Genomic DNA, 25,865 nt, shown 5'->3' with positions numbered 1-25,865 from the left:
CCCTTAAAAAATAATCAGCAATAGAATTTTCTATTGCTGATTACCTTTTATACTTATGTCAAAAAATACTAATATACTTACCAGCTATTTAAAACTTATTGACATCCATGTTGATAAGAATGAGTTTGAATATCAATTAAATGGTCATCCGGAATTTCCTAATATTCTGTCTTTTTCCGATACGCTTCATTTTTTTAATATTGATTGTTCAGTGTTCGAAATAGATCAAGAAGATGTTGAATTGCTGCCTAAAAATTTTATTTCCATCAATGATGAAGGATTTAAATTAGAAGACAAAAAGAATTATGATATCTCAGCATCTAATCTTGTCTTATTAGTTGATAAATCAGAAAGTTTTTACAACGAAAACAAAAGAAATAATCTCTTCTTATGGAGCACTGTTTTGCTGGGTGCACTCATGTTATCTGTTTTATTATTGGATTTTTCTTTCTTTTACACAGGGCTGGCATTTGTATCGCTTTCATTTTTAGGGATTTTTCTTTCTTATGAAGCTTATAAAAAAACTCATGGAAAAGGAACGATTATACCTTTAGGGGTATGTCAGAATAAAATGCTGAAAACAGATTGCGATTATGTATTTAATTATAAAAAATGGAAGTTCTTTGATATATCTGAGATATCTTTACTGTTCTTTTTCTCTCAAGTTATTAGTTTTATAGTGTTAGCTGTCTATAAAGATCTGAATTTTTATTACTTTATCTATAAGTACATATTCTATCTTTTTATCCCTATATCATTTGTTTCCTTGTATTACCAGGTCATTGTTATTAAAAAGCTGTGCCCGGTTTGTATTGGTATCATCCTTTGTGTGTATGCCCAGTTGGCTTTATTGTTCTTTTTACCCAATCCACAGATAAATATTAACCCATTTTCTATTGCTTTATACGGTCTCTTTGTTGGAGCTTCTGCTTTATTTTTACTTTATTTAAAGGAAAAAATTAACTGGAATAATAAACTGAAAGAAGAAATCGTAAAAAGCTCGAGGTTCAAAAGAAACTATACATTCTTCAGAAATAACCTTTCCATTCAAAAGAAAACGCTTAATGATGATTTTTTAAGTTCATTTAATTTTGGAAATTCTGATGCCAGCTTAGTGCTGACCCTGGTAACGAATCCTTCCTGTAAATACTGCAAAGAATTCTATCCAACCTTTATGAGAATAATAAACAATTACAGCCATAAAATTAATATTCGTCTGGTGTTGGATGCGGATCTTGATAACTTTTCTGAAGAACTACGCACTACATACATAAATATGGCCTGCATTTATGAAAATTCGGAAGATAAAAACACTTTTTTTGTAGCTTTGGAAGAGTGGTATACGATAAGAACGGATAAAAATGGCATCAGCAGATGGAATGATAAATATTCTCATTTGTTTATCAATCAGGATCGTGTTATTTCTATTTTAAATAACCAGAAAAAATGGAGAAACATTAATGATATTAATTTTACACCGGATATTTTTATCAACGGATATCAATACCCTATAGAATATGACAGAGCAGATTTGGAATATTTCCTATCTGAGATGATGGGCTAAATATTAAACTATGAAAAAGCTATTATTTTTATTATTGGGAACGTGTTTTTGCTTTTCCCAAAGTAACAGATTTATCTATGAAGTAACTTCTAAAAAGGATTCTACTTCTCAGAATCTGATAAAAGAAAATTTTAACCTTGATACTACACCTAATGATATAGCTTATTACAATAGACTTTATTATGTAAATGATTCTATATTTTTAACTAAAAATGAGTACGGGTACAAAGGTTATAAGCTGACTTCATTTCTGATAAAAAAAAATAATAGCAATGAATATCAGAACTATGAATATATAGGAGATGCAAATTTCTATAAGATTAATGAAAAGGCAGAGCTGCATTGGAAAATCTCAGACAGTACTAAAACATGGGGAGATTATAAGGTTCAAAAAGCCTTAACGGATTTTGGAGGAAGAAGCTGGGTAGCCTGGTTTACCAAAGATATCCCGATTCCTTACGGACCCGATAAATTTAATGGTCTGCCCGGGCTGATTATGGAGCTCTACGATACAAAAAAGGATTACTTCTTTAAAGTGATCAAAAGCGAGAAAATTCCTGAGAATTATAAACGGGTTTCATTAGAAAACTCGATTTCCAGAGCAATTCCTGTAGATCGCGCTAAATTAAATAAATTAAGACTGGAATTATATGACAGCCCCTTCAAATATATAATGAACGGAAGACTTACTATTCCCGAAGGAAAGAAATTGCAGCTTGATGACGGGACAATCCTTAGCAAAGAAGAATTGAAACCGGCGGAAGCCAACGAAAGAAAGAAAATAAAAGCCGTTAATAATCCGATAGAATTGGATAAAGCGGTAAAATATCCTGAATAAAAAAGTCCCTTTCAGAAGTTCTGAAAGGGACTTTTTTTTGATGTACAATTGGTATTATAAATTATTCAGGATAAAATCCGTCATTTTCTGGTAGAGCTGAGGTCTCGTCTGCCCGCCATAAATTCCGTGGTTTTTATCAGGATAAGCCATGAAATCAAACTGTTTTTTGTTTTGAATCAAAGCTTCGGAGAATTCCATAGAATTCTGGAAGTGAACATTGTCATCAGCAGTTCCGTGGATTAATAAGAATTTTCCTTTCAGCAGATTAGCGTATTCCGTTGGTGAATTTTTATCATATCCATCAGGGTTTTCCTGCGGTGTTCTCATAAATCTTTCTGTGTATACAGAATCATAATATCTCCAGTTGGTTACCGGTGCTACAGCAATTCCCGCTTTAAAAACATCTGCTCCTTTAGTCATTGCCAGACTGGTCATATAACCCCCAAAGCTCCATCCGAACATTCCGATTCTGCTCTTATCAATATAAGATTGGCTTCCGAACCACTTTGCTGCCGTAATTTGGTCTTCAATCTCGTATTTCCCCAGGTTCATATATGTCACTTTCTTATACTTGGCACCCTTATAGCCCGTTCCGCGCCCGTCTACACAAGCTACAATATATCCTTTTTGCACAAGGTGATTAAACCACATTGCATTTCCATTGTCCCATGAGTTGGCAACCTGCTGAGATCCCGGGCCTGAATACTGGAACATAAACAGAGGATATTTTTTATTCGGGTCAAAGTTTTTAGGTTTCATAATCCATGCATTCATCTGATCTCCTGCAGCATTAGGAATGGTAAGGAATTCTTTCTCTACAAAATTATCAGCTTTTAACTTCTGTAACTGATCATTATTGTTCTGAAGCTCTTTCACCGCTTTTCCGTTTCCGTCTTTCAGAACATAGGTATAAGGTCTTGCTGCAGTAGAAGACGTTTCAATAAAATAATTATAGTTTTTGCTGAAATTAGCAGAATTGTTTCCCTCTGCATTGGAAATCAGCTGAGATTTTCCGTTCTCAATATTGACTTTGGAGACCACTTTGTTGATGCTTCCTTTTTCCGTAGTCTGAACGTAAATTTCTTTAGATTTTGGATTAAAACCATAATAATCTGTTACTTCCCAATTGCCTTTTGTGATCTGTTTTTTAAGTTTGCCATCTTTGTCATACCAGTAAAGGTGGCGGTTTCCATCTCTTTCAGAAGCCCAGAGGAAAGAATCATCTTCAAGGAATTCTAATGTAGGGCTGTCGGTGTCAATCCACTTATCATCCGTTTCAGTGAATAATTTCTGAACGGCTCCTGTTTTGGTATTTACCTTTAAAATATCTGAAGCATTCTGAATTCTTTCAGAAGTAATTAAAACAATCTCATCCGGTTTTGCAGTCTGGAATACGTTCGGAATGTAGTAGTTTTTGAAAGAACCTAAGTTAAGCTGCATTGTCTTCCCGCTGTCAAGACGGTAAAGCTGTGCGGAAACCTCAGAGTTTTTCTCACCTGCTTTTGGATATTTATAACGCATTTCTGCAGGATACAGATTTTTTCCATAGATCGGAATATAGATTTCAGGGACCTGGCTTTCGTCAGATTTTACAAACACGATTGCATCAGAGTTTTTGGTCCACTCATATTGTCTTGCATGTCCGAATTCTTCTTCATACACCCAATCTGCCAAACCATTCAGGATCGCATTCTTTTTGCCGTCAGTGGTAATCTGTGTGATTTTTCCTGATGCAAGGTCCTGATAAAAGAGATTATTGTCAGAAATGAATGCCACTTTGGTTGCGTCCGGAGAAAATGTCGGTTCCTGTACTGGTTTTCCTTCATTCAGGCTGATTACCTTTCCCGATTTCAAATCTTTTACATCAAATTTCCCTAAGAAAGAATGTCTGTAAATAGGCTGGCTGGCTGTCTGTAAAAGGATTTTAGATTCGTCATCAGAAAAAATATAGCTTTCAAACTTTCCGTCCACAAGATTTCCTTCTTTCTGGGAAGTTTTGTAAGAATATTTTGCAATTCCCGAAGGTTCAATCACAAGATAATTTTCACCGTTTTTCATGGAAGAGATTCCTGCAATCCCTTTTCCACGGTAATATCCTGAGTATATTTTATCCAAAGTAATTTCCTGTGCCGACACATTTTGAAACACTGCAGCTACAGTAAGAGTTAAGAGTAGTTTTTTCATTTCTAACATTAATGGATTTCAAAGATAATAATTTTATTAAAATGTATTAAAAACCTTTTGAAATACGCTTTTTGGCAAAAAAATTGAATATCATATTATATAATCGAATCAAAATAATAATTATGGAAACGAATGCATACAACCAGAAACTTAACCGTTATGTATTAAACGATCAGATCGTTTATACAGGTTTTTCCAGTTTTAAAGATGCAGAAGAATGCGCCCAGAAAAAAGGGGGATCATTAGTAGAAGTGGTTTTCAGAGACGGAAATGATAATCCCGAAATTACGGATGAAGCAGGACTGATAGATAAAAAGCTTCATTATCATGTTGATGCAGGAGATGAGTATAAATTTATCCATTCCTCTGATCCGGGGTTTAGAAAATATGCGGATGAACTGCAGAAAATTAAAGCAAAACTGCAGCAGTCCCCGCCAGACGAAAGATATTTAGCCAATTTTGAAATTGAAAATGCGGAAGATCCGATCATTGTGCTCAAAAATGATCATTTTGAATCGGTAACATCGAGAGAGCGTTCAAAATATTTGAAACACGCCTGTGTATACGAACTGGGAGTATCCCTGCCAAAATCTTAAAAAAAAAATTATCATGAGCAAGACTAAATATTCAGAAAAAGCTCAGGACAAAGTAGGAAAAGTAATGCACGAATTTAAGGAAGGAAAATTGAAATCCTCTTCCGGAAAAAAAGTGACAAGCAGAAAACAAGCCGTAGCCATCGGTATTTCTGAAGCCAGAGAAAAAGGCCTTAAAGTGCCTTCCAGGAAAAAAAGCAAATAAACTCTAATCAAAATGCCGGGAAAAAATTTCCCGGCATTTTTTTATTGAACAGCAAAATGGAAAAATAAGCTAATGTTGTATTTTTCTCCTTTTATGCTTTGGGTTTATTTTTTTGCATTATAAAGCAGTCTGTAATATTCATCCGCCATCCTGTCGCTATTGAAGTGATCCTGAACGTCATTCATTGCATGCTGCTGGATTTTTCTCCATTGGTCAGGGCGGTCATAGTACGTTGGAAGAATTTCGTTTTCCAGAATTTCATACAGTGTATTCAAATCATAATTATCCTGTTCGTAGATGCTCATATTCTGATAATCTGCTTTGGGAACTACGAAAGAATTTTCACCATGTCTGGCAAATTCCGGAATCCAGCCGTCATCTGTAGATAAGTTTACTGAACCGTTCATAGCAGCTGTCATGCCGGAAGTTCCTGAAGCTTCTCTGGGAACTCTCGGATTATTAAGCCAAAGATCAGAACCCTGCTTCAGAGATTTACTGAGAGAAAGCTCATAGCCTGTAAGAACGGCTACATTTTTATGATATTTACTTTCTTCAACCAGAGTATTGAATGTAGAAATAGCAGAGTAGTCCATTGGGTAAGGTTTTCCTGCCCAGATGATCTGCACCGGATATTTTGGATTATTCAGAAGCTTATAGAACCTTTCTTTGTCGTGTAAAAGAAGATCTGCTCTCTTATATCCTGCGAATCTTCTTGCCCAAACGATTGTAAAAATATTGGGGTTAAATAAATTCCCTGTCTGATCTGCAACAATGCTGAATAATTTTTTCTTTAAATATTTTTTACGGAAGTCGAAAACGGTTGTTTCATTTTCGTCTTTTGCATTGTACAGTGGTTTATCAGCCCAATATTTAAACTCCTGTGCGTTGGTGATGGATGTAATTTCACAAATACCTGGATATTTACTCCACATCGCTCTGGAAACTACACCATGAAGCTGGGAAACTCCATTCGCAATTCTAGCCATTCTTAATGCACACAGGGAATGGTTGAAACGGTCGTCATCTGAACCCTCAATCTTTTTCACTTCCTCCATGCTGTAGCCGGAAAAATAAGACATATCATAGCATAGTTTGAAATTATGCTTTTCGTTTCCTGCTTCTTCAGGTGTATGGGTAGTGAAAACCAGTTTTTCTCTGACTTTGTTAAGATCGCCATTATACTTTTTTAAAAGATGAAAAGCTGCCGGAAGCCCGTGAGCTTCGTTAAGATGATAAACATCTCTTTCAACGTTCAGTTCGTCCAGTAATTTAGCACCTCCTTTTCCCAGCAAAATATATTGTGCCAGTTTTGTAGACTCATTGGCATCATAGAGCTTGTGGCAGATTGTTTTGGAAACATGGTCGTTTTCCGGAACATCCGTGGAAAGGAAAAACATAGGAGCTGTATTAAATGTTTCAGGATCCAGATACCATACTTTTACCCAAACCGGAGCACTGTGGATTTCGATTTGAAATTTTATTCCGGTATCTTCAAGAAAGCTGTACATTTTTTTTGTCCAAACCGGCTGTAATGTCTGATCATGATTTCTTGCCTGATCATAATATCCGAATTTCCATAAAATACCAATTCCGATAAGGTCCTGCTTAAGATTGTAGGCACTTCTCATATGGGATCCTGCCAGAAATCCAAGCCCTCCGGAATATATCTTTAGAACTTGCTCAATAGCAAATTCCATTGAAAAATAGGCGGTTTTCGTGGAATACTGTGGGTTGATATTGTAGGGTATTCTGAAATTCTTAAAATCCATAAATATGTATTTGTGTTTATAAAAAGGCAAAGGTATTAATTATGAAAGTAAACTTTACATTAATTAATAGATAAATTACTAGTAAAACCAGATATTGAATTGTTTTTTTGCTTATCTTTAAGTGGGTAAATTTTTGATTATCAAAAACTTTTAACGATGAAAGCCCATGGCTGCATGTGTTCTTTAATTAAATAAAAAAATCACACATGAAAAAGACGTTTTCTGAAGAAGATCTGATAAAGAATTTAAGCTTATACTACCTGAATCGGCATTTGAAAAAAAAGCCAATGGAAAAGTATCACCGTACGATAGACGAATCACCGCTTCATGACCGTGAAAAATACAGAAAGAAATCCGAGATTCTTCTGCTTAACTCTTTTATGCATCATTTTCCCGATGTGAAATTTGAAAACCTTACCTGCGAAAGCCCAGACTTTATCGCAAAACTTAACGACAAAAAAATCGGAATTGAACTGACTGAAGTGATTAACCATCTGGAAATGAAAAAAGTGGAAAGTACTTTGAATAAAATGTTCCGTCAGGCAGAAATATTATTAGAACAGGAAGACACTACGAAATATCGTGGTGTTTATTTTTTAGAATTCCACCCGGAAACAAAATTTGATAATCTGGAAAAACAACAGGAAAATATTATTAGTATTTATAAAAGCATTAAAAAAAATAAAGCAATAGGTTGCGTAAAAAGCATCAGGAAATCATTCCATCGCAGAAATGTTTTCATCACGCATGAATATAGCATGAACCTTTTTGATGAGCTTTGCTCAGAGAAAATTCTGGAGCTGATCGAAAAGAAAAATGAAAAATTTCCCTACTATGATACCTCTGTGGATGAATGCTGGCTGGTGATTGTTTCGGATATGAATTCTATTGCTTCCAGATACACCTTTATTCAGGATAAAGAACATTTAAAAGAAGTAAAAAGCCCCTTTCATAAGATATTTCATCTTGAAAACCTCTGCGGGAATATCACAAGCATCAAATAAAATTCCTGTTTGGTTATTATGCTGATTAATTGGGTTTACTATGAATAATTTTAATTTTTTTAGTGTTTTAATTTAAAATAGTTTAAAATTATCTCGATTTTATTGTTTGTAATTAAAATATGGGTATATTTGGTGTACGTTGGATATCAATATGATGTATAACGAATAACCACAAAAACATATAATCTATGAGAAAACTTTTACTATTTGTACTTCTCTGTATCTCTCATGCTTATTATTCTCAGGCAGATTGTGCCACAGCTCTTTCAGTTTGTGGTAACTCTAATATCACTTACAGTCCTACAGGATATGGCAATATCAAAGAATTGGTCAACTCAGGAAGTTGTATAGATTTCACGGGAGAACACAACTCCATTTGGTATAAAATCACAATCGCCACCGGAGGTACACTTACCTTTGATCTTGTTCCCAATAACCCGGATGCGGATTATGACTGGGCTATTTTTGGTCCTAATGTAACCTGCGGAAGTCTGGGATCTCCAATACGCTGTAATGCGGCAACGGTAATCGGGCCTGGCCCGGCAACCGGACTCAATATGACAAGTACACTTCTAAGTGCTGCAGGAGGTTCTCTGACGCCTTATTGCAAATATTTGGATGTTTTGCCGGGACAAACCTATTACCTGTTTATAGACAACTGGGTAAGCAGTACCAGCTCTACAACAGCTCCGTTTTCTTTAACCTGGGGCGGAACTGCCACACTGGCTTCCCCGTTTACAGATCCCGGTATCCAGACTCAGCCATTTATTCCTCCTGGAATTCCGGCTGCCAATCCCGCAGATCCAAGAGAAGTTGTTATATGTTCTCCTACCGTATTGTTTGATTTTTCTACCCTGTCTGCAGGAATTATTAACGGAAATCAAAACTTTGGTGTAAGTTATCATCTGACTCAGAACGATGCTCTAACAGGGAATAATCCGATTACAGCACCTATTACAGTCAATACTACTACAGTTTACTATTACAGTATCAATTATACCGATCCTGCTAATGCAGCCAATCCGCTTAATAAATGTAAGCAGGTAGGAACATTTAAATTTAAAAACGGTGCCATTACAGCTACAAATGTAACATTAACTGCCTGTAACAATAACAATGCAGGAACTGCTTTGTTTGATTTAACAACCGCAGACGTTATTTCCAACCCGAATGTCACTAAAAAATATTATCACACAATGGCCGATCTCAACGCCGGCATCAATGAGATTACAACACCCATGGCATTTGTATCTGCGGAAGGTGTTATTTATGTGAAAATAATCTCTGAGTTTGGCTGTATTGCCATTGCACAGATTACCCTGAAGTTTAATCCGGTAGTGGTAGTGAATGAAGTCACGTTGAGATCATGTTTCATAGAAGCTAATCCATCCACAGCCTCTTTCAATCTTGTCAATGCCTCAGTAACAGGTCAGACGAATCCTACTAAAAAATATTATCCTTCATTGTCAGACGCGGTTAATCAGACCAATGAAATCCTGAATGCAGCTAACTATATTGCTCCTAATGGATTTGTGTATGTAAGAGTTTCCAATGCGCAGGGATGTTACGCGGTAGCCAGAATTACTTTGGTAGTGATTCCGCCTGTATATTCTGATACGCTTAAAGATGTCACCATTTGCGCAGAAGATCAGACAACGCTGGATGCAGGAGCCGGGTTTAAAAGCTATGAATGGAGTACAGGAGCTACTACAAGAACCATTAAAGCAGGAATTGGAGTATATTGGGTAAAATTGAAAACAGGAGAATGTATAACAACACAAACCGTGAAAGTACTTCCTTCTGATCAGCCCGTAGTTTCCGGTATTGATATTTCTAATAATACCATTACCATATCCGTAATAGGAGGAAATCCGGCTTATAAATATTCCATTGATAATATTATCTGGCAGGATTCCAATGTCTTCAATAATCTTTCAAGAGGAGATCACAAAGTATATGTAAAAGATGCTTACGACTGTGATCCGATAGAAATAGGAATTGTAGTGCCCAATTTAGTTAATGTGATTACCCCTAATGCCGATGGAATAAATGATATGATTGATTATTCTGCATTAGCCAACAAACAAAACCTGATCATGAATGTTTTTGACCGGTATGGAAACAAAATCTTCCAGGCAGACCGATCAAACGGTTATAAATGGGATGGTACCCAGGGCGGAAGAAGTGTACCTACCGGAACATACTGGTATTCTATTACATGGAATGAAAATGACAAGAAGAATACTCCAATCAAATTTACGGGTTGGGTATTGGTGAAAAACAGAGAATAATAATCAATACAATACATAGATAAAACCACTTCATCGGAAGTGGTTTTATGTTTCTAAAGGTGTTACATTAGATGGCAAAATAGCAAGCATGAAAGATCTTTTTGTAAAACGCTTTGAATATTATAAATCGCTTGGTGATAAGACATTTGACCAGCTTACGGATGATCAGATGTTCTGGCAGTACAATGAAGAAAGTAATTCTATCGCCATCATTGTAAAACATATTGCAGGAAATATGCTGTCGAGATGGACTAATTTTCTGACAGAAGACGGAGAAAAATCCTGGCGTAACCGAGACGGAGAGTTTGTTAATACCTTTACCACCAAAGAACAGGTTCTGGATTTTTGGGAGCAGGGCTGGAAATGCTTTTTTGAAGCCCTTGAAAAAATAAATGATGATAACCTCTACTCGATAACGTATATCAGAGGAGAAGCTCATCCGGTGATTGATGCTGTGCTCAGACAATTGGCTCATTATCCCTATCATATCGGTCAGATTGTTTATATCGCCAAAATGATAAAAAATGAAGACTGGAATACATTATCCATCGCCAGAAACCGTTCTCAGGAGTTTAATGCTGAAATGAAAACAAAATTTTCAGCTCAGGAACCGGAGGCCAATTCATCTCCCGTCTGCTTGCAAAACAGCCCGGAAGTTAGAGACGAATATAAACAATAGATTGAATCAATCTTGGTTTATTATTAAAATTACTATCTTTGCACCCATAAAATTCAGGAGTAACAAATGTCTACTTTTCACAGAACTGCCGCGTTTCATACACTTGGCTGCAAACTCAACTTTGCAGAAACATCTACTATTGCCCGTCAATTGACAGATGCAGGTTATGATAAGGTAGGTTTTGATGATAAAGCGAATGTGTATGTTATCAATACCTGTTCTGTAACAGAAAATGCTGACCGTGAATGTAAGCTTCACGTAAAAAGAGCAATGAAAGCTAATCCGGAAGGACTGGTGGTAATTGTAGGATGTTATGCTCAGTTAAAGCCTGAAGAAATTTCACAGATTGAAGGGGTAGATCTTGTTTTAGGAGCCAAAGAAAAATTCAATATTCTCAGCTACCTTGACGATTTGGAGAAATCCGAAAGCGAGGGAGTTGTTCATTCATGTGAAATTGAAGAAACCGATTTCTTTATCGGAAGCTACTCTATCGGAGACAGAACCAGAGCTTTCCTTAAAGTGCAGGATGGCTGTGATTATAAATGTACATACTGTACTATTCCTTTAGCAAGAGGAATTTCCCGTTCCGATACTATTGAAAATGTTCTAAGAAATGCCGCGGAAATTGCTGCTAAGGACATCAAAGAAATTGTTCTTACAGGGGTGAATATCGGTGATTACGGTAAAGGTGAATTCGGAAATAAAAGACATGAGCATACATTCCTGGATCTTATTTCAGAATTGGATAAAGTGGAAGGAATTGAAAGAATCCGCATATCTTCTATTGAACCCAATCTTTTAAAAGACGAAAGTATAGAGCTGGTTTCAAAAAGTAAAAGCTTTGTTCCGCATTTTCATATTCCACTACAGTCCGGAAGTGATGAACTGTTGAAAAAGATGAAACGCCGCTACCTGACAAAACTGTACAATAACAGAGTCAATAAGATCCGCGAGGTAATGCCTGATGCGGCTATTGGGGTAGACGTTATTGTAGGATTCCCTGGAGAAACAGAGGAGCTGTTTATGGAAACCTATAATTTCCTTAATGAACTTCCTATTACTTACCTTCACGTATTTACGTATTCTGAAAGAGAAAATACAGAGGCTGCTGCAATGGACGGTATTGTTCCGATACCTGAAAGGAAAAAACGTAATAAAATGCTGAGAATTCTTTCTGAAAAGAAGAAAATGGCATTCTATCAGACACAGCTTGGAAAAACGCTTCCAGTTCTTTGGGAGCATGAAAACAAAGACGGAAAAATGTTTGGCTTCACAGAAAATTATGTGAGAGTCCAGAAAGATTTTGATCCTGCATCCGTTAATCAAATTGAATTTCTGAATTTAGAAAAAATCCTGTCAGATGGCACGGTTTCTGTGCAGTCTTCCTACCAAAGTTTTTTAGCAAAAGCATAGGCTCTTTGCAAAAATTCTACTAAATTTATTTTTAAACTTTTAAATACTACATTCATGAGAGATAAGTTTTTATCTTGGGGAATTGTATTAGTAGCTGCTACATGGATTATAGCACTGCTGATCAGAGCGCATTACTGGATACCAACGCTGTTATCCGCCATCTATGCATTGGGTGTTTACAATGCTTACCAGTCGAAACATGCTATATTGAGGAATTTTCCGGTATTGGGATACTTCAGGTATTTTTTCGAAAGTATTTCACCCGAAATGCAGCAATACTTTATTGAAAGGGAAACAGACGGGAAGCCATTTCCGAGAAACCAGCGTTCTGCAGTATACAGACGTGCAAAAAATTTAAGTGATACCGTAGCTTTTGGAACACAGCTGGAAGTGAATCACAGAAAATATGAAGGGATCAAGCATTCTATTTATGCCAAATCACCATCAGAAGAGCTTCCGAGAGTTTGGGTAGGAGGAGAGCAGTGTACACAGCCTTACCATGCATCATTATTCAATATCTCTGCAATGAGTTTTGGAGCCCTGAGTGACAGAGCGCAGATTTCATTAAACAGAGGGGCTAAAAAAGGAAATTTTTACCATAATACTGGAGAAGGAGGAATTTCACCCCACCACATGGAAGGCGGAGACCTTTGCTGGCAGATCGGAACCGGATATTTCGGATGTCGTGATGAAGAAGGAAAATTCAATCCTGAATTATTCACGAAATATTCCAACCTTCCCAATGTGAAAATGATCGAAATCAAATTATCACAGGGAGCAAAACCGGGACATGGAGGAGTGCTTCCGGGCGTAAAAAATACTCCGGAAATTGCAGCGATTCGTCACGTAACTCCGGGTATGACTGTTATTTCACCTCCATCACATACTTCATTCTCTGATGCAGCAGGATTGCTGAGATTCGTACAGCAGCTGAGAGAGCTTTCAGGAGGAAAGCCGGTTGGATTTAAGCTGTGTATAGGAGATACCAAAGAATTTGAAGATATCTGCGTTCAGATGAACGTACTGAAAATTTATCCTGACTTTATTACTATCGACGGAGCAGAAGGTGGAACAGGAGCTGCGCCGCCTGAATTCTCGGATGGAGTAGGGATGCCATTGGAGCCTGCTTTGATCTTTGTAAACAGAACCCTTAACAATTACAACGTAAGAAATAAATTAAGAGTCATTGCCAGCGGGAAAGTTCTTACCAGTCTGGATATTCTGAGAGCCATCGCAATGGGGGCAGATATGTGCAACAATGCCAGAGGATTTATGTTCTCTTTAGGATGTATCCAGGCATTGAGATGTAACTCAAACAATTGTCCTACAGGGGTTGCCACACAGGATAAAATGCTTATCAAAGGACTGGATGTGACTGATAAGGCAGAGAGAGTATATCATTTTCACAAAAACACACTTCATACCTGCAATGAGCTTATTGCTGCGGCAGGAAGAAGTTCTTATGAAGAGGTAGATGCCACGATGTTTATGAGAGGAGATGAGTTTGACCATCTTGCTGACCTTTATTTTCCGGATATCTTAGGGAATGTAAAACAGAAGGCAAAATTTTAATAAGAATCTGATATCAATATCAATAAACCCCGCAATAATTATTGCGGGGTTTATAAATTATTTCGGGTTAAATTTTCAATATTTCTAAGGTCTTGTAGCTCTGTTGTACACCTGGAAGTTGAAAACAAAAGTCTTGTTTCTCAATGAAATCACCTGGCTGTAACCTGGGTAATTGTAAGGGAAATAAGGATCTCTTGCAAAAGCAGCTCTTGAAGGAACAATAATAACTCCCTGTAAGTTATAGGGTTCTGAGCTGGAATAATTGTTGAATGCCTTGAATTTCTGCAATGCTTCACTGAATCCTTCAATCATATAGTAGCTCTGTTTTTTTGCAGCGTCGGTAGTGGCATTGGTAATCAATGGATCATTGGGTGCAGTATAGTAGAACTTTGGATCAACTGCCGGAATTCCAGTCCCATTGATGGTATTCATGAAATCGGTAGCGGCAGTAAATGAAGATTTTCCATCCGAATTGATTGCCAGATAAGTAGTGGCTTTCATCATGACTTTAATAATATCAGTGCTGCCAATAACCTGTTCGTCAGCTGGTGAAGGCTGTGCTCCGGTTCTCATGATATAAATGGTTCCTGATGGAAGTGTTACAGGATTCAACTCAGATAATTTCTTTTCGTTATCATCGGAAGTATCCGTAGAACTGAATGCTTTTATATTACCCTGTGCATCGAGATAGTTCTCATCCATAAATTTCTTAATGGCCTGATCGTCATAGGTGTTTTGTGTCGTAATGTCTTCCGGCTCTACATAGGTTGACACTTCATCATCTTTCTTACAAGCAGTAAAACACAAAGATCCTGCAAGGATATATAAAAATATTTTTTTCATTTCAAAAAACTTTAATTACTTTACAAATAATATAACGGCAAAAGTATAAAAAATTATGAGAATAGATAAATTTTTATGGAGCATTCGTTTTTATAAGACGAGAAGTATTGCAGCAGAGGAGATTAAAAAGAATAGAGTTTCTATAGGAGCGTCTGCCGTAAAGTCATCTAAAGAGGTAAAAGAAGGAGATACTATTAAAATCCGTAAGAATCAGATTGATTATAAAATAAAGGTAATTCAGATTCCCAAAAGCAGGATAGGAGCCAAATTGGTTTCGCTGCATATAAAAGATGTTACAGACAAGGAACAGTATGAAATCCTGAAGCTTCGTAAAATGTCACAGGACTATTACAGAAACAAAGGAGAAGGAAGGCCTACCAAAAAAGACAGACGCGAAATGGATGATTATGTAGGAAATGATATTGATTCTGATTTTACAGACTGGGATGATTTCTTTGGAGAAACAGGCGGAGAAGAAGAAAACGAAGATTAAAACAACAGTGAAAAGCTCTAGAGATAGAGCTTTTCTATTATTTCGTTCACAATGTCTTCCGGCTCTCTGGAATCTGTACCTACCGTGAACTGTGCTTTACTGTAAAACTGATTTCTTTCAAATAAATGTTTTGCGATGAATTCCGGAAGGTCTTCATCAGAAATATTGGCAATCAATGGTCTTTTTTCTTTCTGTTTCGAAAGCCTTTCAACCAAAGTCCCTACAGAGCTTCTTAAAAAAACGCTTTTAGAATTATGATTGATGATCTCCATATTATTATAATACACAGGAGTTCCTCCGCCAAGGCTTACCACTACATTCTCATGAGAAGCCAATATCTCTTCCAGAGCCTCCCTTTCCAGCTTTCTAAAGTAAATTTCACCCTTTTTTTCAAATATTTCCGGGATGGTTAATTTATTTCTTCTGGAAATCTCTTTATCGAGGTCAATGAGTTTAAAATTGATTTTTTCGCTTAATATTTTGGAAATGTGAGATTTGCCACTTCCCATGTATCCGATCAATGAAATTACCATGAAATTTTTTTTAACAAATTTGCGAAAAAGTTTTGAGATAAAGAAAAAAGTCATATCTTTGCACCACTTAAAACAAGGGACATTACTTAAATGAAAACTTGTTCCATAAGTGGCCGACTCGGTAGCTCAGCTGGTAGAGCAATACACTTTTAATGTATGGGTCCTGGGTTCGAATCCCAGCCGGGTCACTAGCAATTAAAGTTACTTATTTTGTGATTTTATTGCCTGCGTGGTGAAATTGGTAGACACGCCATCTTGAGGGGGTGGTTTCCTAAGGATGTGCTGGTTCGAGTCCAGTCGCAGGCACTGCAAAGAAAATTTTATAATTAAGAGTGAAATTTATTTCATTTTAATTGTGGCCGACTCGGTAGCTCAGCTGGTAGAGCAATACACTTTTAATGTATGGGTCCTGGGTTCGAATCCCAGCCGGGTCACAAGTTTACTGAAAAGTAAATTTTTTTCATATTAATATTTTGTGATTTGGTGTTTCAAAGGCTTCCTTCAGGAGGCCTTTGATTTTTGTATGAAGTCTGAAATACCAGCGGTGAGTATAACAAAAAAGAAAAAACTCTGACGAAAGCCGTCAGAGTTTCTTATTATATAAGTATATTATATATATGTATTAATCCAGATGCAAATTGTCAATTAATCTTACTCCGTCTACCACTACTACAATAAACGCTCTGAAATTTCTGTCTTTATAGAAAAAATCAGTTTCCTGAAGTGTTTTTTCATCGGCAATAAGGAAATATTCAAGTTTCATTCCGTGCTGGTCATCAAAAATATCTTCTACTCTCTGTTTTATTTCCGGTATGGTAACGGTTCGGAACCAGTCATTCACTTTCTTTAATGTTTCGTAAATGAGTTTTGAAGCTTCTCTTCTGTCTTCATGAAGTCTCTGGTTTCTTGAGCTTAATGCTAATCCGTTTTCTGCTCTGTAAATAGGAACTCCTGTGATTTTAACGGGAAGGTGCTTTTTCTCTACCATTTTTTTAATAATAGCAAGCTGCTGGAAATCTTTTTCTCCAAAATAGGCATTATCAGGCTGTACCTGTCTGAATAGCTCTTCTACCACGGTTCCCACTCCATCGAAATGCCCCGGTCTTGATTTTCCTTCCATCTCATTTTCCAATCCATCAAAATCATAATGCTGGCTTTCCGTTTTTTCAGGGTAAATATCTGCTACTTCCGGGATGTATACAGCATCCACAAGCCCTGAATTCTGAAGAATAAGGAGATCCCTGTTAATATCTCTTGGATATTTTTCAAGATCTTCAGGATTGTTGAACTGGGTTGGATTCACAAAAATTGACGAAATAACAAGATCATTTTCCTTTCTTGCTTCTTCATACAGAGAAAGATGACCCTTGTGCAGGGCACCCATAGTAGGAGCAAAGCCGATTCTCTTCCCCATTTCTTTCTGTCTTTCAATGAAATCCTGCAGGACTTTCCTGTTCTTTATAATTTCCATAGTTTATTTTAATACTATTTCAAAAATAGTAAAAATATTGCATAATAATATGTGCTTTTACTAATTAGGGATAGGGAATTTTCGTAAAAAAATGTTAATTAAAATAATGTTGGATGTTTTTTTGTAATTTTGCACATTAAAGCATTTTTACAAAAATTAGATAGAAAGTTTATGCCGAATCAAAAAATACTGTACATTACTACAGAGATGTATCCATATCAGGAAGACACAAATATGGCTGCAGTGGTAAACAAAATGGCACTTAAGATGCACCAAGAAGGCAATGATGTAAGAGTTTTTATGCCAAGATTTGGACAAATAAGTGAGAGAAAGTTCCAGCTTCATGAGGTAATCCGCCTGTCAGGTATGAATATCATTATCAATGATCTGGATCAGCCTCTGATCATTAAAGTAGCGTCTCTTCCGGGGGAAAGACTTCAGGTTTACTTTATTGACAACGAAGAATACTTCAAAAGAAAACAATATTATTTCGACGATGAAGGAAATCCTTTCGAAGACAATGACGAAAGAGCCATTTTCTTTGCAAGAGGGGTTATTGAAACAATCAAGAAGCTGAACTGGGTGCCGGATGTTATTCATTTGAACGGATGGATGTCTTCTTTTGTTCCGATTTATCTTAAAACTTACTACGAATCAGACACTTATTTCAAAGACGCAAAAATTGTACTTTCTCTTTATAACGAGAAAGATGCTGATCTGGACAAAAAGATCGACGAAAAACTACAGTTTGATAATATTTCAGGACTAAAAGCGTTAGATAATCCAACAATTAAAAGTTTTGTTATCGAAAGTATGAACTATGTAAATGCCGTTGTGAAAGGCGACGAGTTTCTGGATGAAGACCTGGATAAGGCTTTCAACGAAACAGCTACCGAAAAATCGGAATATCTTGACATAGATTCTATTAATCAACTTTATTAAAAACACATTTTTAATGACTCATACTCTTAAAAGGACATTCGCCATGCTTTTACTGGCGATTTTCGGAAGTACAATCCTTTATAACTGTGAACCAGATCCGGATTCTCTTGGTGAGCAGTTGTTTAATAATGATGCTGCACAAGGTAATGAAATTTCATATGACGTTATTGCGTACAACTATAATAATAATGACTCTATCCGAAGTGATGCTGCCAGATTGATCAGTGGATTGAATGAGAGCGGTGGAGCCTTAACGGTAGGTGTTCTTGGAGCATTTACAGAAAGCCAGTTCGGAATGCAGAGAGCTTCTTACCTTACCCAGTTAAGAATGCCTGTGGATAATTTCGATTTTAACGGGGCCAACCCAAAAGTAGACTCCGTAGTTCTTGTCGTAAGACCGCCAGCAAATACAACTTCCAATACCTATTATTTTGAAGGAGATTCATTAAAGACAAATACCTACACAAAAACGGATTTCCCGGTAGACGGAGTCGCAACAGAAGTTTCTATTGAGAAAAAAACATATCCCGTTCGTAAATACGGTAAAATAGGAGGTGGCTCAAAGTCAATGAAGATCAATGTGCATGAGATTACTACATTCCTGGATTCTAATGACGACAGTTTCAAACGTTCCAATAAGACTGTAAGTACTGGTGAACTCCTGGGTTCAGGAGTATTTGACGGTAACGTAAGCTCCATCTCTATTACCAAAAAATCTGATAATTCTGTGGTGTTCACAGGAAATCTTGGATACAGACTGAAATTAAGCAATACAGACTTTTTCCAGACACACATCCTTGACAAAAAAGGAAAACCTGAACTTCAGGATGCTTCCAACTTTATCAGATATTTTAAAGGAATCAGAATTTCTGTGGACGAAACGGATAAATATCTTTATCAGTTCTCTCCTAATGATCTGCAGCTGATCATGTATTATAAATATGATAAAGTAGATAACGGAACCACTACAAGACCACAAACAAACCTTGTTTTCAACGTTGGAGGTCTTAATGCCCATATCGGACAGTATGAATACAACAGAGGGGGAACTCCTTCTGCAAGCGCATTAGCATCAATTAATACTACTGATGGAGACGCCAAACTTTACGTTCAGGGAATGGGAGGGCCTTCTGCAATTGTAAAAATTCCGGATGCTACCATTGCAGCTCTTAGAGATATTTATAATAAAGATAAAGCAGGTATTCTAAGTGCCAAGATCAGAGTATATGTGGACCCTGCCAGCTGGAAGAATACCAACTCTACAGAAGACCGCAGGTTTACAATAAACCCAATAACAGGAACTCCTGTTGATTTCTCAAAATTAGCTTTCACATCAGATCTGTCAGCCGGACTTGGTTTATATAATTACAATACAGATAAAATGTACTATGATTTTATAGTGACAAAAACGGTTAAAGATCTTGTTGAAGGAAAAACAGAAACAGTTAGCGGCGTAGTACAGCCGGTGACGAATAAGCCACTATGGATCAATGCAGGAACATTCGCTGCCAATGCTACAGGAAACCTTTTAGGTGTTCGTAATACGACAAGAGCATTTGACATGAATAGAGTTATTCTTACAGGTTCATCAGATAAAACAAATGCGAACAGAGTCCAGCTTAAAGTGACTTACGCTACAAAAAAATAACATACAACAAAAAACACGAGACAAAATAATATGTGCGGAATAGTAGGATATACAGGTTTTCAAGACGCTTACGAAATTGTAATTAATGGTCTTAGAAGATTAGAATATAGAGGATATGACAGTGCCGGAATTGTTTTAGAAGGTTCAGACAATAAGCTTGAAGTAGAAAAAACAAAAGGTAAGGTTGAGGATTTGGTGAATATTTCAAAAGATTTAAAAGGAACATCCAAAATCGGAATGGGCCACACCCGTTGGGCTACCCACGGAGTTCCAAGTGACAGAAATTCACACCCGCATTTGTCAAATAATGGAAAAATAGCAATTGTTCATAATGGTATTATCGAAAACTATGATACCATCAAAACAATGCTTACCGAAAAAGGATTTACTTTCAAATCTGAAACAGATACTGAAGTACTGGTGAACCTTATCCAGTATTTTATGGATCTTAAATCTGAAACTGATTTCCCTACTGCAGTAAGATATGCACTGAACGAAGTGTACGGAGCCTATGCTATCACCGTACTTCATGAAGATTATCCGGGAGTATTGGTAGTAGGAAGATTAGGTTCTCCTTTGGCAATCGGAATCGGAGAAAAAGAATACTTCATTGCATCAGATGCATCTCCATTCGTAGAATTTACGAAAGAAGCCATTTATCTTGAAGAAGGGCACATGGCTACCATTTCTCTTGAAGGAGGAGTGGATATCAGAACCATTAATGACAACTCTAAAATTGAGCCGGAAATTCAGGAGCTTAAATTAAGCCTTGAGCAGATCGAAAAAGGCGGATACGAGCATTTCATGCTTAAAGAAATCTTTGAACAGCCAAAATCTGTACACGATACCATGAGAGGTAGACTCCTTGTAGATGAAGGTGTAATCAAAATGGCCGGAATCTGGGATCATGTGGAGCGATTCAAAAATGCCAACAGAATTATCATTATTGCCTGCGGTACTTCATGGCACGCGGGGCTTATCGGAGAATACCTGATCGAAGAATATGCAAGAATCCCTGTTGAAGTGGAATATGCATCAGAATTCAGATACAGAAACCCAATTATTACAGATAAAGATGTAGTGATCGCCATTTCCCAGTCCGGAGAAACAGCAGATACCATGGCAGCTTTAAAACTGGCAAAAGAAAAAGGAGCATTTATATATGGTATATGTAATGTGGTAGATTCTTCAATAGCAAGAATTACAGATGCAGGTTCATATACGCATGCAGGTCCTGAAATTGGGGTTGCTTCTACAAAAGCATTTACAGCACAGCTTACAATTCTTACTTTAATTGCATTTAAATTAGGAAAACACAACGGAAACTTAGGAAACGCTGAATTTATGAGCTTAATTTCTGAGCTTGATGCTATTCCTAAGAAAATTGAAGAAGTGCTGAATACAACCCACGAGCTGACGCAGAATATTGCAAAAGATTTTGTGAAAGCGACCAACTTCCTATATTTAGGTAGAGGATACAACTATCCGGCTGCCTTAGAAGGAGCATTAAAACTAAAAGAAATTTCTTACATCCATGCAGAAGGATACCCGGCTGCAGAAATGAAGCATGGTCCTATTGCCCTGATTGATGAAAATATGCCAATTGTAATTATAGCACCCAAAAAAGGCCACTATGATAAAATTGTAAGTAACGTTCAGGAAATTAAAGCGAGAAAAGGAAAAATTATCGCTGTAGTCAATAAAGGAGACCGTCAGGTGAGTGAAATGGCAGATTATGTTATTGAAATCCCTGAAACTTCAGAATGTTTCTCGCCAATCGTTGCTTCCGTGCCTCTGCAGCTGCTTGCTTATTATATAGCAGTATACAGAGGAGCCAACGTAGATCAGCCGAGAAACCTTGCAAAATCTGTAACCGTGGAATAAAAAGTTGTTGTAAATAAAATAAATTTAGATTTCTTCCGTTATTTCAAAAAAAATCTTAAAAGTTTCTTAAAAAAATTATATATTTACGGCTTAATTATAAAAATTAACATGAAAAGGATATTTCTTTTATTATTGTCTGCGTCGGTAGCATCGGTATCTTGTTCAGGTGGTGGCAGCTCTTCTGTAGGGAAGCCAGGAACAAAAGGAGAATTGATACCAAGAGAAAAAACTAAATCATTTGTTGCGGAAAGACCATACGGAATGGTCGCAATTCCTGCAGGTTCATTTGTTGCTGGTTTAGCAGACCAGGATCCAACAAATACTCCTGAAAAAGCATCATTGAAAACAGTTACTGTTTCTTCTTTCTTCATGGATGAAGCAGAAACTACCAACTCAGAGTACAGAGTATTTATCAACTATGTAAGAGACTCTATCGCGAGAACTTTACTTGCTGAAGCTGCCGGAGAAGGTGGTGATGAAGGCGGACGTAAAGGTGCAGCAATAGGAGATTATGCATATCTTGCTAAAAAAGAAGAAAATTTAACACCTTATCAAGAATATATGGAAGGCCAGGGCGGCCGTGAAGATGGAAGCTATGATGCAAGCAAAAGATTAGATTGGAAAATTCCTTTACACTGGAGTACTTCAAAATACCCGGATGTAGAATACGCAGAGGTTTTAGAATCTATGTATCTGCCATCTTCTTCAAGAATTGGAAACGAAAGAATTTTAGATGTTAGTAAGCTGAAATATACATACCGTTGGGGAGATATGGACGCTGCTGTTGCAGATAACGAAAGAGGAGCGAACTACCTGAGAAGCGAAAGTATTGCGATCTATCCCGATACAACAGTGTGGGTAAAAGATTTCCACTTTGCTTACAATGAACCATTGTTTGAACAGTATTTCTGGCACAAAGCTTACAAAGACTATCCGGTAGTGGGAGTTACCTGGGATCAGGCAAGAGCTTACTGTAACTTCAGATCTAAATTGAAAACAGATTACAACGAAAGTTTAAAAAGAAAAAAACAAAGACCATTAGTGTTCCGTCTTCCAACTGAGACAGAATGGGAATATGCTGCAAGAGGCGGAATGCAAAATGCTACTTACCCTTGGGGAGGTCCATATTTAATGGATGACAGAGGTTGCTACCTGGCAAACTTCAAACCTAAGAGAGGTAACTATATGGAAGACGAGAAAAAAGGTACTTATACATATACAGCTCCAGTTAAGAAATTTAAGAAAAATGGATTTGGGTTATTTGATATGGCTGGAAACGTTTCTGAATGGACATCATCTTCTTACAACAATTCTTCATACGGATTCTCTTCTACATTAAATCCTTCTACTAAAGATAAAAAGGATACGAAGAAATCAGTAAGAGGTGGATCTTGGAAAGATATAGGATATGCCCTGATGACAGGTGCTAGAGATTGGGAAAGAAAAGATTCCGCAAGAAGCTATATCGGATTCAGAACTGTACAGGATATTCCTGAAGCAGCTGTTAAGCCAAGAAGAGTTAACAGAAATTAATCAGACAATTTTTCAATAACAATTTTATTTAACATTAAAAAAACTAACTCAATATGTTTAAGACTAAAGATGCTTGGATGAATTTCTTTTATTCATTCGGTGCTGCAATTGTAATTCTTGGAGCTTGGCTTAAAATTACTCACATTACCTTGGGACCTATTAACGGTAACATCGCTCTTACCGTGGGGCTTATTACTGAGGCAATTATCTTTATCATTTTTGCATTTGACCCTCCAAAATCAGAAGAGTCGTATGCTTGGGAAAATGTTTATCCTGAGTTATTAGATAAACATGCTAACCCAAATCCTTTACACTCTAATGTTTCTTCCAGAAATAACAACGCTGCAGCTCAGTTTGCTGAATTAGAAAACTCTCTTTCTAGCAAGCTGGACAAAATGCTTGAGGATGCCAGATTAGATGTTCAGCTATTTGAAAGACTAAGAACAGGTATTGACAAATTTTCAAACTCTGTTGATCAGATCAATCAAACAGTTGACGTATCTGCTTCTACTCACAAATATAATGACCAACTCAACAAAGCTGCTCAGCATATGGAAAGCATGAATGCACTTTATGCAATGCAACTTGAAAGCGGTAAAAAGCAATCAGAATTTGCTAATAAATATGTAGCAGATATGCAGAAATCTGCAGAGCAATCTGAGAAATTCAACCAAGAGCTACAAGGTTTAACATCTAATCTTAATAATTTAAATAGAGTTTATGGTGGTATGTTAACTGCTATGAAGTCTTAATTCCTAACCATTTCTAAATTTAACTACTTAATCAAAAAACAAAGAAAAGAGAATGGCACAAGGAAAACAGACCCCTCGTCAGAAGATGATCAACCTGATGTATTTGGTGTTCATCGCGATGATGGCCCTAAATATTGATGCAGAAATCATCAGATCATACTATGACTCTACCAGAGCATTGAATGAAACCAGAACTTTAACAGAAAGAAAGAACGAAAAGATCTTTGAAAGAACATTAGAAGCGAAAGCTCAGCAGGTTCCGGATACCTACGCACAACCTTGGGCTCAATACAAAGTATTGAAATCTAAGATTGATGTATTGGTGAAATCTTCTCAGGATATCAAAGATCTGTTAAAAAAGCAGTCTGAGTTTCATGATAAAGATCCTAAAACCGGAAAAGATATTGATGTAAGTGAAAACTTTGCTGCATTGAACAACAACGAGGCAACTACTGAGTATTTCTTTAAAGAAGGTGACGAAAACTCCCCATCAAAGAATGCATTAGATCTGAAAGCTAAAATTGATGATGTAAGAAACTATATCAATGCTACTTTTGGAAATAATGCCCAGCTTAGAGACTTAGTGGAAAGAGCTAACAAATCTCTTATTGCAGAATATCCTAAAGGAAAATCTCCAAATGAAAAGACCTGGTTCCAGAATAAATTCTATCATCAGCCGTTAATCGCTGCAATATCCAATTTGGAAATTATCCAAAATGATGCCAGAAACGTACAGTCTGATGCATTGGCTCTGTTACTTCAGGAAAAAGTAGATGCAAATATTAAATTCTCAAGCTACGAGCCTATCGTTTCAGGTCCGGTAGATATCCAGGCAGGAAAGCAGGCTGAAGTAAAAGTAATGTTGGGAACTTATTCTAACAGCAACAAGATCAGTATCTCTGGTGTAGGCAGAGTAGAAAACGGTAAAGGTATTACACAGATTTCAGGCTCTGGAATTGGTGAACATAAATTAGGAGGTACCATTACATTGACAGATGCTTCAGGTAAGCCGCAAAGTTTCCCTTGGACGCATACCTATAATGTAATTGCAGGACCAAGAGAAGTAAAACTTGAAAAAGGATTATTGCTTTCAGCTGATAAAATGAATGTAATGTACAGAGGACTTGAGAACCCTGTTTCAGGATCAATCTTAGGTGCAGACAATTCTAAACTTTCATTATCTGCTCCGGGTGCAGCGGTAAGAAGCACTGGACCAGGAAAATGGATTGTAAAACCTACTTCGGGTAATACCGTTAAGTTGACATTATCGGGAACAGATCCTTACGGAAAATCAGTATCTCAGGTGTTTGAATACAGAATTAAAAATGTACCGCCGCCACAAGGTCAGATCAGAGGAAGCAGTATCGTGTCTATGCCGGCTACTTCTATTCCTAATCAGTCTGTTCAGGCAGCAATTCCTGACTTTGACTTCCCGGTTTCATTTACTGTAACACAGTTTATGGTTAGAGTACCTGGTAGAGCAGCACTATTGGTTCACGGTAACTCATTAAGTGATGCTGCCGGATTAGTGAAGAACCTTAGATCAGGAGATGTAGTTTCTGTCTTTGATATCAAAGTAACAGCGCAAGGTTTAGATGGTCAGGTTATTAAAAACATTACTCCTATAATCATTAACATTCCATAGGACTAAAAT

The 25,865-nt window shown here is 36.9% G+C and carries 21 protein-coding genes and 3 tRNA genes; 19 read left to right on the top strand and 5 right to left on the bottom strand.

Going from position 1 to position 25,865, the window contains the following annotated elements; all coding sequences use genetic code 11:
* The first annotated feature begins 55 nt into the window (after positions 1-55).
* Positions 56-1,564 carry a thioredoxin domain-containing protein gene (locus BLW74_RS17605; RefSeq protein WP_089694513.1) on the top strand — a complete coding sequence of 503 codons (1,509 nt, stop codon included), beginning with the start codon at positions 56-58 and terminating at the stop codon, positions 1,562-1,564.
* 10 nt (positions 1,565-1,574) lie between these two features.
* The gene (locus BLW74_RS17600; protein WP_089694511.1) at positions 1,575-2,402 is read left to right on the top strand and encodes a GLPGLI family protein; all 828 of its coding nucleotides are present in this window, start codon (positions 1,575-1,577) and stop codon (positions 2,400-2,402) included.
* A 54-nt stretch (positions 2,403-2,456) separates the two neighbouring features.
* Here BLW74_RS17600 and BLW74_RS17595 read toward each other — a convergent pair whose 3' ends face one another.
* Complete coding sequence (locus BLW74_RS17595; protein ID WP_089694738.1) at positions 2,457-4,586, bottom strand: S9 family peptidase; 2,130 nt, start codon at positions 4,584-4,586, stop codon at positions 2,457-2,459.
* Positions 4,587-4,708: 122 nt separating this feature from the next.
* Here BLW74_RS17595 and BLW74_RS17590 point away from each other — a divergent pair, with 122 nt between their 5' ends.
* Positions 4,709-5,182, top strand: coding sequence for a hypothetical protein (locus BLW74_RS17590; RefSeq protein WP_089694509.1), 474 nt, complete (start codon positions 4,709-4,711; stop codon positions 5,180-5,182).
* Between the two features lie 13 nt (positions 5,183-5,195).
* The gene (locus tag BLW74_RS17585; RefSeq protein ID WP_089694507.1) at positions 5,196-5,384 is read left to right on the top strand and encodes a DUF6496 domain-containing protein; all 189 of its coding nucleotides are present in this window, start codon (positions 5,196-5,198) and stop codon (positions 5,382-5,384) included.
* Between the two features lie 104 nt (positions 5,385-5,488).
* On the opposite strand, the gene glgP is transcribed toward BLW74_RS17585, so the two are convergent.
* Entirely contained in the window at positions 5,489-7,153 is a 1,665-nt protein-coding gene (gene glgP / locus BLW74_RS17580; protein ID WP_089694505.1) for an alpha-glucan family phosphorylase, read from the bottom strand.
* Positions 7,154-7,359: 206 nt separating this feature from the next.
* Between glgP and BLW74_RS17575 the strand changes: the two genes are divergently transcribed.
* From BLW74_RS17575 to BLW74_RS17555, 5 genes are all read left to right on the top strand, one after another.
* Positions 7,360-8,157, top strand: coding sequence for a hypothetical protein (locus tag BLW74_RS17575; protein ID WP_089694504.1), 798 nt, complete (start codon positions 7,360-7,362; stop codon positions 8,155-8,157).
* Positions 8,158-8,345: 188 nt separating this feature from the next.
* Positions 8,346-10,448 (top strand): T9SS type B sorting domain-containing protein, encoded by a 2,103-nt coding sequence (locus BLW74_RS17570; protein WP_089694502.1) that lies wholly within the window; start codon positions 8,346-8,348, stop codon positions 10,446-10,448.
* A gap of 88 nt (positions 10,449-10,536) precedes the next feature.
* A complete protein-coding gene (locus BLW74_RS17565; protein ID WP_089694500.1) occupies positions 10,537-11,127 on the top strand; it encodes a DUF1572 family protein in 591 nt (196 codons plus the stop codon).
* A 66-nt stretch (positions 11,128-11,193) separates the two neighbouring features.
* Positions 11,194-12,540, top strand: coding sequence for a tRNA (N(6)-L-threonylcarbamoyladenosine(37)-C(2))-methylthiotransferase MtaB (gene mtaB, locus BLW74_RS17560; protein ID WP_089694498.1), 1,347 nt, complete (start codon positions 11,194-11,196; stop codon positions 12,538-12,540).
* 54 nt (positions 12,541-12,594) lie between these two features.
* On the top strand, positions 12,595-14,112 hold the full coding sequence (locus tag BLW74_RS17555; protein ID WP_089694496.1) for an FMN-binding glutamate synthase family protein: 1,518 nt from the start codon (positions 12,595-12,597) through the stop codon (positions 14,110-14,112).
* An 84-nt stretch (positions 14,113-14,196) separates the two neighbouring features.
* On the opposite strand, the gene BLW74_RS17550 is transcribed toward BLW74_RS17555, so the two are convergent.
* Positions 14,197-14,955 carry a hypothetical protein gene (locus BLW74_RS17550; RefSeq protein ID WP_089694494.1) on the bottom strand — a complete coding sequence of 253 codons (759 nt, stop codon included), beginning with the start codon at positions 14,953-14,955 and terminating at the stop codon, positions 14,197-14,199.
* A gap of 55 nt (positions 14,956-15,010) precedes the next feature.
* Here BLW74_RS17550 and BLW74_RS17545 point away from each other — a divergent pair, with 55 nt between their 5' ends.
* Complete coding sequence (locus BLW74_RS17545) at positions 15,011-15,448, top strand: RNA-binding S4 domain-containing protein (protein ID WP_089694492.1); 438 nt, start codon at positions 15,011-15,013, stop codon at positions 15,446-15,448.
* A 17-nt stretch (positions 15,449-15,465) separates the two neighbouring features.
* Here BLW74_RS17545 and BLW74_RS17540 read toward each other — a convergent pair whose 3' ends face one another.
* The gene (locus tag BLW74_RS17540; RefSeq protein WP_089694736.1) at positions 15,466-15,981 is read right to left on the bottom strand and encodes a shikimate kinase; all 516 of its coding nucleotides are present in this window, start codon (positions 15,979-15,981) and stop codon (positions 15,466-15,468) included.
* A gap of 115 nt (positions 15,982-16,096) precedes the next feature.
* Here BLW74_RS17540 and BLW74_RS17535 point away from each other — a divergent pair.
* The 3 genes from BLW74_RS17535 (at position 16,097) to BLW74_RS17525 (ending at position 16,415) form a co-directional block, all read left to right on the top strand.
* Positions 16,097-16,169, top strand: a tRNA-Lys gene (locus BLW74_RS17535).
* A 35-nt stretch (positions 16,170-16,204) separates the two neighbouring features.
* A tRNA-Leu gene (locus BLW74_RS17530) sits at positions 16,205-16,287 on the top strand.
* Between the two features lie 55 nt (positions 16,288-16,342).
* Positions 16,343-16,415 (top strand) — tRNA-Lys (locus BLW74_RS17525).
* A 188-nt stretch (positions 16,416-16,603) separates the two neighbouring features.
* Here BLW74_RS17525 and panC read toward each other — a convergent pair.
* On the bottom strand, positions 16,604-17,452 hold the full coding sequence (gene panC / locus BLW74_RS17520) for a pantoate--beta-alanine ligase (RefSeq protein WP_089694490.1): 849 nt from the start codon (positions 17,450-17,452) through the stop codon (positions 16,604-16,606).
* Between the two features lie 171 nt (positions 17,453-17,623).
* Between panC and BLW74_RS17515 the strand changes: the two genes are divergently transcribed.
* The 6 genes from BLW74_RS17515 to porM all read left to right on the top strand — a co-directional run bounded on the left by BLW74_RS17515 (position 17,624) and on the right by porM (position 25,856).
* Complete coding sequence (locus BLW74_RS17515) at positions 17,624-18,394, top strand: glycogen/starch synthase (protein WP_089694488.1); 771 nt, start codon at positions 17,624-17,626, stop codon at positions 18,392-18,394.
* A 13-nt stretch (positions 18,395-18,407) separates the two neighbouring features.
* Positions 18,408-20,042 carry a DUF4270 family protein gene (locus tag BLW74_RS17510; RefSeq protein ID WP_089694486.1) on the top strand — a complete coding sequence of 545 codons (1,635 nt, stop codon included), beginning with the start codon at positions 18,408-18,410 and terminating at the stop codon, positions 20,040-20,042.
* Between the two features lie 30 nt (positions 20,043-20,072).
* The gene (gene glmS / locus BLW74_RS17505) at positions 20,073-21,926 is read left to right on the top strand and encodes a glutamine--fructose-6-phosphate transaminase (isomerizing) (protein WP_089694484.1); all 1,854 of its coding nucleotides are present in this window, start codon (positions 20,073-20,075) and stop codon (positions 21,924-21,926) included.
* Positions 21,927-22,034: 108 nt separating this feature from the next.
* On the top strand, positions 22,035-23,459 hold the full coding sequence (porK, locus tag BLW74_RS17500; RefSeq protein WP_089694482.1) for a T9SS ring complex lipoprotein PorK/GldK: 1,425 nt from the start codon (positions 22,035-22,037) through the stop codon (positions 23,457-23,459).
* 53 nt (positions 23,460-23,512) lie between these two features.
* A complete protein-coding gene (porL, locus tag BLW74_RS17495; protein ID WP_089694480.1) occupies positions 23,513-24,211 on the top strand; it encodes a type IX secretion system motor protein PorL/GldL in 699 nt (232 codons plus the stop codon).
* Positions 24,212-24,263: 52 nt separating this feature from the next.
* The gene (porM, locus tag BLW74_RS17490; protein ID WP_089694477.1) at positions 24,264-25,856 is read left to right on the top strand and encodes a type IX secretion system motor protein PorM/GldM; all 1,593 of its coding nucleotides are present in this window, start codon (positions 24,264-24,266) and stop codon (positions 25,854-25,856) included.
* The last annotated feature ends 9 nt before the right edge of the window (positions 25,857-25,865 follow it).

It is taken from the genome of Chryseobacterium culicis (assembly GCF_900108365.1).
GTDB classification, from domain to species: Bacteria; Bacteroidota; Bacteroidia; order Flavobacteriales; family Weeksellaceae; genus Chryseobacterium; species Chryseobacterium culicis.
Note: the sequence above shows the minus strand (reverse complement) of the source record. Positions and strands in the feature narration are given on the sequence as shown.